This is a genomic window from Citrobacter telavivensis, from assembly GCA_009363175.1.
Lineage (GTDB): Bacteria > Pseudomonadota > Gammaproteobacteria > Enterobacterales > Enterobacteriaceae > Citrobacter_A > Citrobacter_A telavivensis.
Window position 1 is genome coordinate 5045988 of sequence record CP045205.1, and the last position, 14916, is coordinate 5060903.

At 51.5% G+C, this 14916-nt stretch carries 18 protein-coding genes; all 18 read right to left on the minus strand.

The features are described from left to right. Positions 1 to 62 precede the first annotated feature (62 nt). The 18 genes from GBC03_26585 to GBC03_26670 all read right to left on the minus strand — a co-directional run bounded on the left by GBC03_26585 (position 63) and on the right by GBC03_26670 (position 14914). Positions 63 to 470, minus strand: coding sequence for a hypothetical protein (locus tag GBC03_26585; GenBank protein QFS73530.1), 408 nt, complete (start codon positions 468 to 470; stop codon positions 63 to 65). Next, the gene (locus tag GBC03_26590; protein ID QFS73531.1) at positions 467 to 3283 is read right to left on the minus strand and encodes a conjugative transfer ATPase; all 2817 of its coding nucleotides are present in this window, start codon (positions 3281 to 3283) and stop codon (positions 467 to 469) included. The genes GBC03_26585 and GBC03_26590 overlap by 4 nt, the downstream gene beginning before the upstream one ends. Further along, positions 3283 to 3699: a TIGR03751 family conjugal transfer lipoprotein gene (locus GBC03_26595; GenBank protein ID QFS73532.1), complete on the minus strand. Its 417-nt coding sequence runs from the start codon at positions 3697 to 3699 to the stop codon at positions 3283 to 3285. The genes GBC03_26590 and GBC03_26595 overlap by 1 nt, the downstream gene beginning before the upstream one ends. Beyond that, complete coding sequence (locus GBC03_26600) at positions 3683 to 3958, minus strand: hypothetical protein (GenBank protein QFS73533.1); 276 nt, start codon at positions 3956 to 3958, stop codon at positions 3683 to 3685. Before GBC03_26600 ends, GBC03_26595 begins: the two co-directional genes overlap by 17 nt. Beyond that, positions 3958 to 5484 (minus strand): TIGR03752 family integrating conjugative element protein, encoded by a 1527-nt coding sequence (locus tag GBC03_26605; GenBank protein ID QFS73534.1) that lies wholly within the window; start codon positions 5482 to 5484, stop codon positions 3958 to 3960. Before GBC03_26605 ends, GBC03_26600 begins: the two co-directional genes overlap by 1 nt. Further along, entirely contained in the window at positions 5481 to 6380 is a 900-nt protein-coding gene (locus GBC03_26610; GenBank protein QFS73535.1) for a TIGR03749 family integrating conjugative element protein, read from the minus strand. The genes GBC03_26605 and GBC03_26610 overlap by 4 nt, the downstream gene beginning before the upstream one ends. Beyond that, positions 6377 to 7036, minus strand: a complete 660-nt coding sequence (locus GBC03_26615; protein ID QFS73536.1) for a TIGR03746 family integrating conjugative element protein — start codon at positions 7034 to 7036, stop codon at positions 6377 to 6379. The genes GBC03_26610 and GBC03_26615 overlap by 4 nt, the downstream gene beginning before the upstream one ends. Then, complete coding sequence (locus tag GBC03_26620; protein QFS73537.1) at positions 7033 to 7413, minus strand: TIGR03750 family conjugal transfer protein; 381 nt, start codon at positions 7411 to 7413, stop codon at positions 7033 to 7035. Before GBC03_26620 ends, GBC03_26615 begins: the two co-directional genes overlap by 4 nt. Before the next feature lie 9 nt (positions 7414 to 7422). Beyond that, positions 7423 to 7788: a TIGR03745 family integrating conjugative element membrane protein gene (locus tag GBC03_26625; protein ID QFS73538.1), complete on the minus strand. Its 366-nt coding sequence runs from the start codon at positions 7786 to 7788 to the stop codon at positions 7423 to 7425. Between the two features lie 12 nt (positions 7789 to 7800). Further along, a complete protein-coding gene (locus GBC03_26630) occupies positions 7801 to 8046 on the minus strand; it encodes a TIGR03758 family integrating conjugative element protein (protein ID QFS73539.1) in 246 nt (81 codons plus the stop codon). Beyond that, positions 8037 to 8354 carry an integrative conjugative element protein, RAQPRD family gene (locus GBC03_26635; protein QFS73540.1) on the minus strand — a complete coding sequence of 106 codons (318 nt, stop codon included), beginning with the start codon at positions 8352 to 8354 and terminating at the stop codon, positions 8037 to 8039. Before GBC03_26635 ends, GBC03_26630 begins: the two co-directional genes overlap by 10 nt. A gap of 192 nt (positions 8355 to 8546) precedes the next feature. Further along, complete coding sequence (locus GBC03_26640) at positions 8547 to 9308, minus strand: TIGR03747 family integrating conjugative element membrane protein (GenBank protein ID QFS73541.1); 762 nt, start codon at positions 9306 to 9308, stop codon at positions 8547 to 8549. Next, a complete protein-coding gene (traD, locus tag GBC03_26645; GenBank protein QFS73542.1) occupies positions 9295 to 11406 on the minus strand; it encodes a type IV conjugative transfer system coupling protein TraD in 2112 nt (703 codons plus the stop codon). Before traD ends, GBC03_26640 begins: the two co-directional genes overlap by 14 nt. Before the next feature lie 229 nt (positions 11407 to 11635). Then, complete coding sequence (locus tag GBC03_26650) at positions 11636 to 12184, minus strand: restriction endonuclease (protein ID QFS73543.1); 549 nt, start codon at positions 12182 to 12184, stop codon at positions 11636 to 11638. Then, positions 12181 to 12711, minus strand: a complete 531-nt coding sequence (locus tag GBC03_26655; GenBank protein QFS73544.1) for an integrating conjugative element protein — start codon at positions 12709 to 12711, stop codon at positions 12181 to 12183. The genes GBC03_26650 and GBC03_26655 overlap by 4 nt, the downstream gene beginning before the upstream one ends. Further along, positions 12708 to 13331, minus strand: a complete 624-nt coding sequence (locus GBC03_26660; protein ID QFS73545.1) for a transglycosylase SLT domain-containing protein — start codon at positions 13329 to 13331, stop codon at positions 12708 to 12710. Before GBC03_26660 ends, GBC03_26655 begins: the two co-directional genes overlap by 4 nt. After that, entirely contained in the window at positions 13310 to 14023 is a 714-nt protein-coding gene (locus GBC03_26665) for a TIGR03759 family integrating conjugative element protein (GenBank protein ID QFS74136.1), read from the minus strand. The genes GBC03_26660 and GBC03_26665 overlap by 22 nt, the downstream gene beginning before the upstream one ends. Before the next feature lie 24 nt (positions 14024 to 14047). Continuing rightward, positions 14048 to 14914 (minus strand): plasmid transfer protein, encoded by an 867-nt coding sequence (locus GBC03_26670; GenBank protein QFS73546.1) that lies wholly within the window; start codon positions 14912 to 14914, stop codon positions 14048 to 14050. Between the last annotated feature and the right edge of the window lie 2 nt (positions 14915 to 14916).

Genomic DNA, 14916 nt, shown 5'->3' on the forward strand with positions numbered 1-14916 from the left:
CCCGCAGCCTCCCCCCTTACCAGACAGCGGAAAACACACCGCTGTCTGGCAAGGTCGGAGGGTTATAAGTCACATCCGGTGTCACAGGTCACCCTGTCGATTTCCTTAAGAACCCAGAGCATATCGGTTGCATCGGGTACACAGATATTCCATCGGATACCCGACCGGTACTCCTGTTCTGCTGGCCAGAGTGTATTGCCGGTAACAGTTATCAGGATATCCAGGGTTTTCTCATGCACGTCGCTGAGGTGGACTGCAACGCAGCTGCGCCGGCCAACCCGGTGAGGATAGACCGACAGCAATACAGGCTGCTCCAGTCTCTTAACGATCTCCCCTTGCAGATGCTTAATCGACTCACTGTCAGCCACACCGACTGAGGCAGAACCCTGTGGCGGAACGGTAAAAATAACAGAGGCAATAAATGCCTTGTCCGGTACAACGATCGGCGTCGCCATAATCAGTTTTTTCATATTGTCCCCTGAATAGTACCAATGCCACGTTTCTCATCGAGGCGGCGCGCAACGTGAAATGCGGCCTCAAGCTCCGAGCAATTTAATTCATTCATAATGGCCCGTCTTTCGGCTTTTTCCTCTTTTTCAGTCATTCCCAGCGCCAGGTACAAACTGGGGGGGACCGCACGAAACAACGCCTGTACCTTACGGGACAAAATAACTCCCTCTGTGTATTTTCTCGGAAGTTTTGTCGCGGACAACAGCATCGCCTTCTGCTCTTCTGTGAGCGTCTTAAATCGCGCTATTTGTTCAACTTCATCAGGTGGCATAACGAGGCAGATCCACCACTCCGCCATATTGAGCATTTTTTTCGCAGTGTCAGGGAAATCCTCCAGGTTCTGTGTGAACAACCACAGCCATGATCCGAGCTTACGCCACATTTTGACAATTTTGGTTGCATACGGGCCCAACAGCGGGTTAGCAGTTACAATATGCGCTTCGTCGATTGGCACAATGATATCCCGATCGCTGAACTGTTCCCTTTCTGCGATGTTGTTAATCGTATTAAGCAGCGAGATGACAGCAACGGCCATCTGAGCTTCATAGCCTTCACGCGCCAGCGTACCTAAATCAACAATAGTCACGTCTGCCTCTGGCCATTGCGCGCCCGGACGGTTAAACAACTCCCCTTCAAAACCTTCGGTAAACATGCGTAATGCTTCTGCCATCTCTTCAGCTCGCGCACGTCGCGCTGGCGTGCGTTTCTCGCGGCCGTCTTCTCCCATGCTGACATCGCGGGCAATGTTCTCAAGCGAGAACATTAAATCTTCCGGTAGCATCTGGCGGTTTTCGTCAAACGCTTTACGAGCCGCAATGAGTATCGCCTCACGAATCATACCGCGGTCGGCGCGTGTCATTCGCTCCTCTTCTGCTGCTTCACCACCGGTGATCATCAACCGCGCTGCAATCTCCATTTCACCCAGAATGTCACGTTCTTCGTCCTTGTCCTCATCATCTTCATCAATGTCAGGGAGGGCCTCTTCGCTTGTCACTAACGTCTCAGGTTTCGCCTGCATGAGCAGATGTGAATCGCCAAACGGAGCAAGTGAAATAACCTTACCAGGCTTGATACTGACACGGTGCACTGAGAGCCCCAGCGAATTACAGTAATCTCCAAACAGACCGAAGCTGTTACCCGCTTCCAGCAAAAATATACGGGGGCGGTAGATTGCCACCATCTGAGCCAGTTTATCGAGCGCAGTGGCAGATTTACCGGCACCTGTCGGCCCGAAAAGCAGCAGGTGCGCATTCTGGGTACGGTCATTTTTATTAAGTGGATCTACGGACAGGGGGCCACCACCACGATTCCAGAACGTAAGCCCCGGGTGACCAGTACCGGTGTCGCGACCATAAATAGGGGCGAGACATGCAAAATGCTGTACAAACATAAGGCGCGTGTACCAGTTGTGTTTATCCATTTGAGGGTTAAAGCACATAGGTAACGCACGCATATAACTGCTGAGAGGACCAATATCGTGTTCTGGATTTATCGGTTCCATCCCACAGTTCAGTAATTTACTGCTGAGATCAAGATACCGTTTATCGAGTGTTTCCTTGTCCTGAGCCTTGATAAGCAGTGTGATGGCCGCACGGTAAAGCTTGTGTTTGTTTCCCAGGAAATTACGCGCTGTAGCAGCGTCTTCGCGAGCACGCAGGGAATCAACATTCTCCCCCATTGAATTGCGGCTAAGGCTCGCAAAACTTTCTTCAAGCTTGTCCTGAGGCTGAACCACCAGGGTCATGGCCAGAACTGTCCCTTCCGGAAGCAGATCCATAATGGCATTCACATTATCACCACGTTTTACCTCCCCCGTCAGATGACCGGTAGAAGGTGCAGTACGCAGGCGGGCAACCGGAACAGCTTTATGTGCCACATCATCAAACCACCACACACCGCTTTCGGCATCACTTCGCGGGCGGGTAAACCAGAGGCTTTCGCTGAAATCATTCAGAAGAGGCAAATCGCCCGGTGCATGATCGGAGTGTTTTGCGCAACGATACAATGTTTTCTTATCGACCCACGCCGGCGCCGGGTTGAACCAGCGCAACAGCCAACTATGGATTTGCTCGCCGTTCTGCTTTTCGCACCGGATACCGGCACCGCTCAGTGCTGCAGTCAGGCGATCGCAGACCTGTTTCAGCAGCACCTCCGGTGGCATGGGGTCACGATAAGGTGTCTCAACCCAACGGTAAACCACCATGCGCGTTCTGCGAATTTGCCCTCTCCAGGCGGCCCCTGTGACAGCCTCGTCTACAAAAAGCCCCTGTTCCACCGCCACATTTTCTAGGTGGCGCTCCTGTTCAGCCAGCCAGGCTTTCGTGAATGCAGTTCCCTGAGCTCTTGGCCTGACATAGCCTCTGATAGTATCCATATAAGTAGAGAGATCAGAGTCATCCTGGCAGAAAAACTGTACCACCCATTGGTGATCATCCAGTTCAGGGAGACTGTCCTGTAGGGCGTTCTCAGCGATATTGCAGATCTCGTCCAGACGTGTTTCCGGGCGCCCTTCAGTGCCCACAGGGATAATCTCATACACGGCCCCAACGGATACGCCATCGTCAAGCAGAATACATTCATGCTCTGGCAAATACTCACCCCAGGGAACATGATCGATAATGGAAGGTGCCGTGGAATACAGACGCGCTTCATCTGAATGAGTCAGTTGCCCTTCCCGGGTAAGCGGTTCATACCCACTGACGGAAAACGGACCGTTACCGTACTGATGAGCATCCTGAGACGCTCGACGTCGGCTAAATAAAGGGAAAGCCATCAGAGATCCTCCGTTCGCTCACCAGGCAACGCATACTGTACCTGGCTGTAGAAAGGAAAGACGGTGCTGTAGCCTGGAACCGGCGTGTTCCCGCCAGCCAGATGCGGAAAAACATACATGACCATGTCAGGATTTGGCAGACGCGGAAACGTCTGCTGAATTTCATTTTCCTGGGTGCGGCTGTAGCTGTTACTGACCTGCTGACTGATCTCACGTTCGCTGTCTGTAACTGGCCGGCGAAGTGTTGTTCTGCTCTCGTTGGTAGCATGAGTTGACGATGCACCATCGTTCCATAATTCAAGCATGGTGCTGTCGCCAGGCGGCAACATTTCCTCTTTTGACGTACTGCAACCCGAGAGGGCAAGCGATACAACGACCAACATAACGGTGGCCAGATGATTAAAACTGAGCAACATGCACCTCCGCTTCATCCGAATCACTGATGACAGCTGACAGACGAATCACTCGTCCATCAGGCAGCTGCATCTGCATTCCATTTCCCTCGCTCAGAAGCTTCTTTCCGACAGCGAGCAGGGCCTGTTCGGTGACTTCATGCCTGCTACCTTCCCATTTGCCATTATCACACCTGACAAAACCGGCAAAGAGACGGCCACCCAGTGGCGTATAGTCCACCCGATACTCGAGGTTTTTATTGTTCTGCATCTTTATCCCCATCAGTCCATGCCCGTGCTGCTACCAGCGAGGCTGAAATCGTCATATTTCACCTTGCGGCCTTTTTCTTCATAATCAATCGCCAACTGACGAGTGATATGTAAAGCCACTTTCTGTCCAGGCGGTACATAGATCGCGTCAAAAGTCTGACCATATCGCGCTTTAACCCAGTCAACGGTCTCACGCATACCGCCGGATAACGCCTTACCCAACACGGCCTGACCGGCATCCCCCGTCAGCGTAGACGTCACACCACCATAGCCATTGGTCTGGCTGGTATTCTGGTTTTCAGCCACGGCGTCCCCAGCTGCGCTGGCAGCTGCAAGTGCGGCAATGGTTGGCAGATAAGTAGAAGCGTTTGATTTTCGGGTACCTGAAATGCATGGAATGCCATTGTCATCTGATAACCAGCCAATACTGCTGTTATTCCCACCCTGGCTGTTCTGATTACCACCATTACTGCCTTGCCCCTCAGGTGAAGGAAGCGTACGAACGGTGCCATCAGTAAAAACAAAAGTGATGCTTGTTATGGCGCCGCGTACGCAGGAAAGCGTCCAGTCCCCCGTAGCGGTTCCCGAAACGATCGCCCCCTGTACATCAGGCAATTCAATGCCATTTGCCGTCAGGTTGTCTTTTCCGATCATCACTTTGAACGGGTAAGGGTCAGTCACCTTGCCATCAATGGGAATACGTCCCAACAGCGCGGTCATGGCCCGACTACCCACAAGCGTGGAGTTTTCCGGAAGGGTATAAACAGGGGCAGCATTTTTTTCAGATCCGGGAATGTTGTTCTGGACCGTTGTACTTACTGCTGACGTTGCCTGCCTGGCTGCATCACCTGCAGCGCCAAAGGAGGTGGCAAAAGAAAAACCAGTCGCGTTATTACTGTTTTTATCTGAGACAGGTCGACCATTCGCATCCGTGGCAATACCATCTTTCGGCTCAACCCATTGCAACCCGTTGCCATCTGTTTGAGATAGATTTCCCGTGCCTCCGGTCAGTCCATTGTCATAACCCAGTCCCACTGGAATATCGCTGCCTGCAACGTTACCTTTATTTCCTGCCGTTAAGCCGGAGGAGCCATTTTTGAGTTGGTCAAGAAGTTGGTTCACCTGCGAACTCAGATCAGTAACCTGAGAACTCAGTTGTGCACGTTTTTGAGCCTCTTCGGAACGAACTTGCCCCACAGCCTGGCTGATTTGCTGATCAACATTGGTGCTATTTTTTTTCAGCTCCTTATTTTCATCAGCAAGCGTTTTATTATCGCTTTCAAGGCTGTCAAGGCGCCCCTGAACCTTACGGTAACTACCAACCAGGGTACGCAAAGTATCCTGCGCGGTGTCACCTTCCACACCCAGCGCTTTGAGATCTTCTGGTGTAAGGTCCTTCAGGGCGACATTAGAGGTTTTCTGGCCTGCTTCATTTTTATCGTTTTTATCTGTACAGGATTTAACCCCAATCATGATGGCGCCCACCACTACGACGGGAACAGCAATTTTCACAAGCAGGTTTGAAGCAGGCTTTTTCATTTATGTGCTCCTCGGTTACTCCGCTTACTCTCCTTTCCTTCAGATTCGGGTAAACGCTGTTCAGCAATAAAGGCACTTTCGGGACGTCCTGTAGTAACCAGATATAGAACTGTCGTGTCTTCCGGTGTACCGGCACGCCCCAGCCAACGGTGCTGGAAAGTCGCAGTAGTAAACTGACCTTGCAGCGAACGAGGATCGAGGATGACCTTTACTGCTGATCGGTTACGCACCTGCAGCGCAATTACACTGCTGCCCTGCAGACTCCAGGCAGCCATCGGCGTGACGCTGACGGACTCAGAGGGCATAAGTGTGGTGATCCGGGGAGGAAGCTTCAGTGAAACCTGACTTACTCCCGGTACGGGCTCTACCGTTCTCAACGGTCCATACATGTTCTGTGCGGCATAACGAGTCAGGACAACGGGCAGCGGCGCATTGAGTTTTGCGGGCCTCCGGCTTTCTGCATTTGCCTCTGCCGACGACTGACGGCCGGCACTGTCCCCATCACTGCTGACCGTCTGTTTATCGGTCGCCGAAGCGGTAGCCACTTCTCCGTCGTAGACAATTTTGACAGGTTCCCACGTGGTTTTACCGGGGGCAGCAGAAACATCAAGTAGAAGTATTTCCCCGTTTTCCTTGTTCTGAAGTTCCAGTCTCGTCACCGGAAAGGCTTCTTTCGCATCGAGATAAACTACACCTCCGGAGCTTTGAATACGCAGCTTGTCGTTGAGTGTGGGCGGAAACCCCACTCGCACGTTTTTGTTTACAAAAACGATTCGCTCCTGCCCTACAGTCAGGGGAATCTGCAAAGGTATCCGTTCCCATTTCATAAGCTCAACAGCACGAGCTCCGGCTGAGACCAGTACCAGGGTCAGCAGGATCACTGAGAATTTTTTCAATTGAATGCTCCCGACTTTTGTTCTGGCTCAGGCAAGGAGATCGCCTCAAGTCTTTGTGGCGCGCTGTCATAGCAATCCAGTGCCAGTCCAAACGGATTTCGCTCTGGGTCACCTTCCCAGCGAACCACTTTCATTGGATAACGCGCCAGGGCACGCTTAACGGGTTCGGTATGGAAATATTCGTCAGCTACCAGGTCCAGCCGTACCACCCAATGATCTTCATCAATGATGGTCACGCTGCGGTTACTGTAACCACGACGGGGGATTTCGTATACCACGCGTACACGATCGCGCAGCTCGTCATTATTCTTGCGCATCTCGGCGTCCTTATTGAGAAAATCCTGACAGGACGGCGTCAAATACGGGCTCATTTGGGCAATTTTGGCTGTGTAGTCAGCTTCCCCATTTTTCGGCCAGGAATTCAGTTGCTGAAAAATGTAAAAAGCAAAACTGTAAACCGTAGATGGCGGGACCTCCCACCATTTTCGGGTACTGCCGGAACGCAGGTCAGGTGGGTTGTGAATTGTCAGCTCCGAGGGTGCTCGCATCCATCCCAGACTGGTGACGAACAGTCCCAAAGCCAGCAAAACACAAGCGATACGTAGCGAAATAATATGATTATCGCGGGCGGTTATACCGTTACGAAAACGACTCATACTTTCCCTCCGCGCATCAACGGAACAGGTTTCGTTCGTTTAAGTTCCCACGCCCTACTATCCAGAATCATGGTTCGGGACATACGTGCACGGCAGCGCAATTCCTCCAGACGTTGCCAGATATAATTTTCTGGCTTACCGCGCTTGTAGCTGGCAATCCAGTTGCCGCCAAAAAAAATGACCAACAGAGGCATCAGCAGCATGCACGTCGGAAAAGCCAGCCATCCGACAAAAGGAACCAGAGCTAACGGTATTGCCAGAGGGATACCGGCAATAACACCGATGACGGCCGCCAGCACAAACTCCCCGGATGTGAACCCTTTCCAGACCACGGGGGGGTTGTTCAGTCTGTCAGGGAGGAAATCAATGACGGCCATATGGGCTCCTTACAGGATATCTGAAGCTTTAGTTGCGAGGTAAATAACCAAAAGGATGAGGATGATGCCGACAACCAGATAGACCAGGAACTGAGTCCATTCCCCCTTACCACGACGGATATCGTGAAATGCGGTAATCACGGCATGCGCTACGGCAAAAAAAGCACCGACACATACGAGAAGCCCTATCGCAAGTGCCCCCATTTTGATGTAGCCCATAACGGTGTTGTAGGTTCCGCCACCGCCTCCAGATGTTGGCTGTTCAACAGCTGGCAAGTCTGCCATAGCCTGACTTGCAGTTAAGAGACCGGTAAGCAACAAATATCCCGCACGGGAATAGGCAGAACGAAAATGCCTGAAGAAAGTGAATTTCATTGAGTCATCCTTTCAGTGGAAAAACAGAAACAGGGTCAGCAGATAAAGCACAATCAGTCGAATTAGCAGCTCATTGAACTGCCTGAACGTCACTGATTTACTGACCAGGCCACGGTAGGCCTGCACCAGTGCCCATGCGCTGAAAAGGAGAACGACGATGGCGAGCGTACCGAGGATCAAGAGGTTCAGTTGCCCGGGCGTGAGGCTGCTTCCGGTGCCCGCACTCCATCCATTTAGCTGAGAGCCATTCATCGCCATGAGGGCTCCTCAGCACGGTACTGCCCGGTGACTAAAGTGGAGGGTGCTGTTGGCTGCGCGCGCGACGGCTCGAGATAAGTGGATATGCCCTGCCTCATCGTTGAGATGTCACGGGTTGCCTGCTGATAGTCGAAATAAAAGCGAGCGTCCTGATTCTGATTGGCTACGACGCGGGCGCGATCAAGGCCAGCCTGAACCTGATCCAGCTGGCGCATCACGAGTGCCAGCTCATCTTTTTCTGACGCCTGGCAGGTCAGCACCGGCAGAACGGGCAATAACATTGCCAGGATGATTGTGGTGTGACGCATTTGCGACTCTCCCTAATAACTTGTCGTCGGGAGATTGACGCAAACAGGACATGCTGGCAGCAGGAAAATATTTATGAAGGTCAGAAAATTAAATGCCACAAAGTGAGCCAGTTAATACAGATGAACCTTCAAAAAAAAAGCCCGCGACATCAAGCGGGCTCCGGGGAATTCCCGAAACAGCTACTTCCTGGGCTATAGGTATTTTTTAAAGGACGCCGTGACGATGGCCAGAACACCGCCAAGTAATAATGCTGATGGCAGCAACAGGAGATTTGGCCAGACAGCAGTCGGCCAGGCCAGATACAACATGCAGGGGCCGTAAAGTGCGGGTTTAATAAAACGTTTGGCGTGATGGTAGACAAAGCTCGATTCATATCCAGCTCCATAACGACGCAAATCTCGACGGACCAGCCCTTCAACTATGCCGGTGATAATCACCAGGCCGAACAGAGGCAGACTCAGGAAAAGGATCATCACCCTGATGAAGAAAATCAGAGTTACCCAGAGCGTAGCTTGCAGGTACTCCCCAAGCCAGCCGATTAGTGAGTCACCGAACCGGTTAATCGTTGGGATAACTCCAGTCCCCTTCTGACCAGTTTCCCTGAATGATTGAAGCCAATGGCTGAATCCGCTATCGACAAACAACCAGTTCCAGGCGGTATGTACCCACCGCGAAATCGTCTCAACCGGCGCTGCCATCAGTAAACTCCGCGTGTACCCTTCCGACAACCAGTGGCTTTCTGCAACCATCACCCGGTAGCTGTGTGAAGCACCTTCGTCAGGCCAGAGTAAGGCAATGCAGGCATATTCGATCAGCAGGCTAACCAGAAGCGACCCCAGCAGAATGCCAATTAAACTGACAGGCAAATCCCAGAGCAACATGCCGAATGGTCCGGATTGTTTCTGTCGGGATGGCGAACTGCGATTGGCAGTATCTCTGTCATGCTGAGACATTTTGCCCCCCCGAATATGCCGCATCACCGCCTGTCCACCAGGATTCTCCAGTTCGGTAATTCTGCTCCATGTTGTCAGCCAGCTGCTTCAGGCTCGCGGGCATGTAAGGATCGTCGTTATCAGCCGGCAACGGCATCCTGATTTTCCACAGGCGCCCTCCTTCAAGCAGGGCAAATGCCTGCCCTTTCGGCAGGTTGATAACGTCTGAAGGGTTGAGCATCGGGACTTTAACCAGACTGACCTGGTCCTGAACGTTACTGTTAAAATCAGTACCCTCTCCCGGCCGGGATACGTCAGTGACACCCGATGTAAGGGTTTTCTGGTAGACGTCAACTTCCGGTAATTGGTCGGTCAGGAGCATGGCAGTGTTTTTTTCACGCACACGGAGCATTATCAATGAGTTGAAGTTCCCCACTACCTGATTCGCTTTAGCACTGCTGCCTATACGGGCCTCGATGTCCGAAAGAGTCTGCGTATATGCAGTCACCTGGAAGCCCGCACCACCCCCTTTGTTGATGAGAGGAATAAACTCATCACCCATTAACTCGTTAAACTCGTCACAGTGAAGATTTATCGCCACTTTCGAACTTTTTCTGCCATCCTCATCACCGAGACCGAATTTATAGATGTGTCCACCTTCGGAAACGAGATCAGCGAACATGCTGTTGCCGACTGCTGCTGCGACAACAGGGTCGGATAGTGCATCGAGGCCGATATAAACCACGCCGCGCGATTTTATAATGTTATGCCAGTCCAGGATCGGTCTCGGATCGTTCAGGTCCGTATAGTCAGGTGCCAGCAATGCGGCCGTTTTACCAGTTGTAAGCTTTTCAAGCAGCGGCAGCAGTGACGCAACAATTTTGTCGAAATACGTTCGATCATATTGCACAGCGCTACGTAGCCCATCCAGCACCGGGTCCCACAGTTTTTTTCCTTCTTCGCTGGCCAGTACCTGCTCAATAGCCCAGATATTCATGCCATTAGGCCTGCCCTGCATGTGACGCGGCAGATCCTTCTCGCTTATACCGCTACCTAACAGCGCTTCGACTGTACTCAGCAACTGTGGTGCCTTTTCACTCAGCATATTCTCAACATAGGTTTCGTACAGTTCACCTATGTTTGTCACGTAACGCAGTATGAGACCGTAATCAGGACGCTGGCCAAGTGCGACCAGCGCGCGGGTAATAATATTGACAAATCGCCAGGCAAATTCCCGAAATGCAGCAGAATTGCCCTCTCCGGAGAGCTGTCCTGCAACACGTGATGCTACTTCCGAGATACGGCTGAACCGTCCAACGGCATTGTAGCGAGCGCTTATATCTGGCCATCCGAGGTGGAACACCCAGAAGTTATCCTGACGACCAGCACGGTGTGCCTCGGCATACATTCGCCTCAACAGATCGGCATCTCCTTTCGGGTCAAACACGATGACAACTTCATGCTCGCCTGCAGCGTTTTTACGGCGAATATCCTGTGTGATAAGTAACTCAGCAAGCCGGGTTTTACCGACTCGTGTGGTGCCGATAACCAGTGTATGCCCTACACGTTCTCCGAGATCATAGGTGACCGTAGTTTCATCCAGTTCCACACCATGGTAAATGGGGCTTCCTCCTACAGGAGGCAACGGGCGAAACGGGTTGAGCGCCGAATCAGTTCGTGTCAGCCTGCACAACCACGGCAAGCTGTACTCCATCTTTTTTTCCAGATCGCGTGCCAGGCGATAAATAACAGAAGGTTGTACGTAGACCTCACACTCCGGACGCCTCGCTTCCAGAAGACGCTGCGTATGGCGGGGAGACCACTGGAAGCCCTTGCCAAGGAACAAGTGCCGCTGGCTGACGGGGATCTGCTCGCTGGTCAGTACATATCGGGGCAAACGGCGAATGTTTTGGCGGTAACGGAGTATTTTCATCCCCTCAGATGTACGCTTCAGCGCCAGTACACCAAACCCCGCGGCGGTCACCCAACTGACCGATGGTGCGAGCGCGACAGCCCAGGGGGCCGTAAGGCAAATAAAGGTTGCGCTACCCGCCGCCGCAGCGGAATACAGTTCAACCGCCGGGCGAAGGAGGGATTCCATCACGTACTTGTCGCTCATATAAAAGCCCTCCCCTGGAACAGAGCAAAAGTTTTATCATTGAGTTTGAGGAATAAATGAGCAGAATCTGTGGCCTTGCGGAATACGGCTAGAAATAAATAAAAGAAAAGAAATAACCCAAACATCAGCAAAGAAATCAATACAGACCGGAATATGAAAATCCGGAAAGAAACCAAAAGCCACACCGAACCAATAAACGGTAATGTTGATGTGGAAAAATTCATCTGTATTACCTCTTTTTTAATGGCCGGAGAACATGTTCAACGGATTCACCAGACAGCAGTAGCAAAAGGGAAGACCCGCTTATGAGCAAAATTTCCGGGTAATCACTGAAATACTTAAAACTGATAAAACCTGTTCGTCCTGTGTGTACAAACAGACCTCTGCATTTTTCTTGTCGGACTAACTCACCAAACTGGCGGACATGTTCAGGACGAACAGCACTGGCAAATCGTTTAGCCTGGACAAGCCACCTTTCCTGACCAATCCAGAACTGACCATCAATACCACCATCACCGCTGTAACTCGGATTACGCCTGACCGGTATTCCTCGCCGCTCTATGGCGGTCAGAATCATCTCCTCGAAAACATAGGGATTAATCTTCCGTAAATATAAAACCTGCTGCCCCGCTTTCAGCTCAGGCAGTTTTAGCAACACCCTGTTAGCCGTCTGTCGATTACGCTGATGTCTGCGGACACGGGCACTTCTTGTATTACACCGCAGCCAAAAAGCTGTGAGTGAAATGAAAGCCAATAATATGAAAACCACTGTGGTCATTGCGCTAATCCATCAGCGGTAATCAGGACAGGGTAATGCGTCAGATTCAATCGCTTTGCCAAATCACCGCCGCGAACAGGGACCATCTCAGTACCTGGCAAGAGTCCTCTAAGCGTGTTGAGCGCACTTTCAGTCGTAACATTCACTACCATTCCTGTGGCGCCCATCCCTTTCAGTTCAGCACCACGCTGCCGCAGCCAGGCTCGGGAAATATCATCATCGCCAATCACAAAAACAGGGGGCAAACCGGGTAACTGCAGAGGGCGAGACGTCACCTTTCCGGGTGTCATTTCCGGTGTATTAACGGGCAACATATCGGAAATAGACAGCGATGACGGTGGTTCAGGCAAGGAAGAAACATCGGACAAATGCGACTCCTCACCTGAATTAATCGCCTCGAATAATGGTCTGGTTGACTCCCCGCCCAGATCCCCGACCACTGTCAGCGAAGCAAAACAACTAAACGCTGCTGTAAGCAGTGATACACAAAAGATGCCATTGAAATATTTATCGATATTTTTTTTCATTGAGGTTCAACCCAGGTTAATGAGTGACTGGCCAGAGCAACCGGCCCCCCTTCAGGGACCTTAATATCAGGTGCGATCTGACTTAGCTTGCGGCGTACGATAGCCATATATTTTGCTGCCGGCTTACCACCGGCCGGGTGGTGATAACAGCCAGCAGCTTTAATCCAGCTTCCAGGCTGAGCGTCATAGCAGGCACGGAGAATTCGGGCCGCTGCACGAAGATTTGTGTAGGGATCAAAAGCATCACGAAAGGATGGGAAAAGATGCCCGTTCCACCCAAGATTGACCTGGGCTACACCGACATCGATACGCTTGAGAGGGTAGCGCTGCATAAATCCAAGAAGTGCCGCAAAGGCCTCCTCGCGGGTTTCAAAGTGGTATCCTTTCCCTGCTACATTAATAGTCCAGGGCCATGGTTTAGACCCCCATGCGGTTTTACGGGTGCTTTCGGCCATCGCCAGCGAGTAAAGCGATTCTGCCGGAACGCGCTCGGCAGCAGCAATGACCCGATAAGCCTGCGGAACTACCTGAACACTGCTATTTACATTCACGACCGCCAGGCAACCAGTGCTGACAAACCATAAACAGCAAGCCAGTTTCAGAATGCGGCAATTTGCCATCCCTCTTCTCCCTGCTGCAAAATAACTGGCATCTGACCTTGCCCATAGCGCTGCCACAAACCGCGATCATGATTTAGGGTAATTTGCCGATTACGCACTTTTTCGACTGGTATGCCATGGCTTATTGCCCATGATCTGATTTTTTCGTCGCTCACGTCATTTCCGACAAGGTAAATATCTACCGGTCTGTTGTCGGCGATAACAGCAGCAAGCCGGGCATCACAGCGTGAACATGACTCTTTGACAAATAACGCCAGTCTTCCTTGTGTGTCATGAGCGATACCCGCGGCATTCCCCATATTCACGGCCAATGTTTCAGGATAAAGACGAAGCCAGGCAGTGTTTATTTCTCGTTGAAATGCGAGTTCTTTCTCGGTACGGGCGTATTCGTGTTTTACCCACAATTCAGCCAGCCGACGGCGCTCAGATGAATTATCTGTCTCGACGCCCAGGGCAGTAAGAGGATCAAGACCAGGGGACATAATGCCTCTGGCTCCTTTCATCAACGACTGATAGCGACTCCAGTCCTCATCTGAAAGCCCCCATTGTTGACCCTGTTGCTGCGTCTGAACCTGGTTTGCTGATGATGCCTGCAGGGATGTTTGCTGACTCTGATTCGATTGAGTGGTAACTGTTGATGCCGCCACACACAGCGGCAAGGAAAGTACACCTGCCATCAAAATTCTTCTCATCTGATGCTTCATATGTCTGGTCTCTTATTGAACCTGTAAACTATGTTGGGTACCGTTCACGCTGAAAACAGCAGTACCACTGTCCTGGATAGAACGAAGCGTCCACCCCAGCATCCCGTCTCCCGGTGAAAGCAACCGCATATCTGATATTTGGGAATTTCCACGGGGGATGACGACTGCGAACATCTGCCCGCCGCGCCGCTCAATGCCGGTCAGTACAAACGGTGCTTCAACAGCTGCGCGCCTGACTGACCGCTCAGGCTTTTTTACGATCTGGCCTGTCCCGGATTTTGAAGATGTTTTGCTCTTAGTGACTGGTTGCTGGTTCTGCTTCGATTCTTTCTGAGAAGTGTTGCTTTCAGCTTTGCTCAGCCCGGCAACTCGCGATTCAACCTGTGACAACCGTGAGTTAATGTCATCAATACGTTCAGAGTGTTCGTCTATCGCGGTACGCCGCGCCAGGGCTTCTGAGGAAAGTTTGTTAATGCTTCCTGTTAATTTTGAATGTTCCCCCTGAAAATCAGCTAACTGGTTTTGTACTGATTCAAGCCCTGATGAGACAGACTCGAGCTGCTTCTCGTGTTTCCGGCTTTGAGCTTCGAGCGAAGTAACCGAACCAGACAACTGGCTCATCTGACCGCTGCGAAAAGCGGCATCCAGGGAGTTCACCCGAATACTCAGATCAGAGATTTGCTGTGCCATGATCACAATCGTGGCCACAGAACCAACAAGAGAAACAATGAGGAATCCCAGACCTCCAATCCGGACTATTTTTTTCAGGTTAATGGGAACCAACCGGCGAGCCTCTGGCTCAGCAGGCACAACTTTCGAAGAAGTAACCTCTGGATTTTCAGGTATAACTTCTTCCGGGACGACTTGACTGACTGACATTT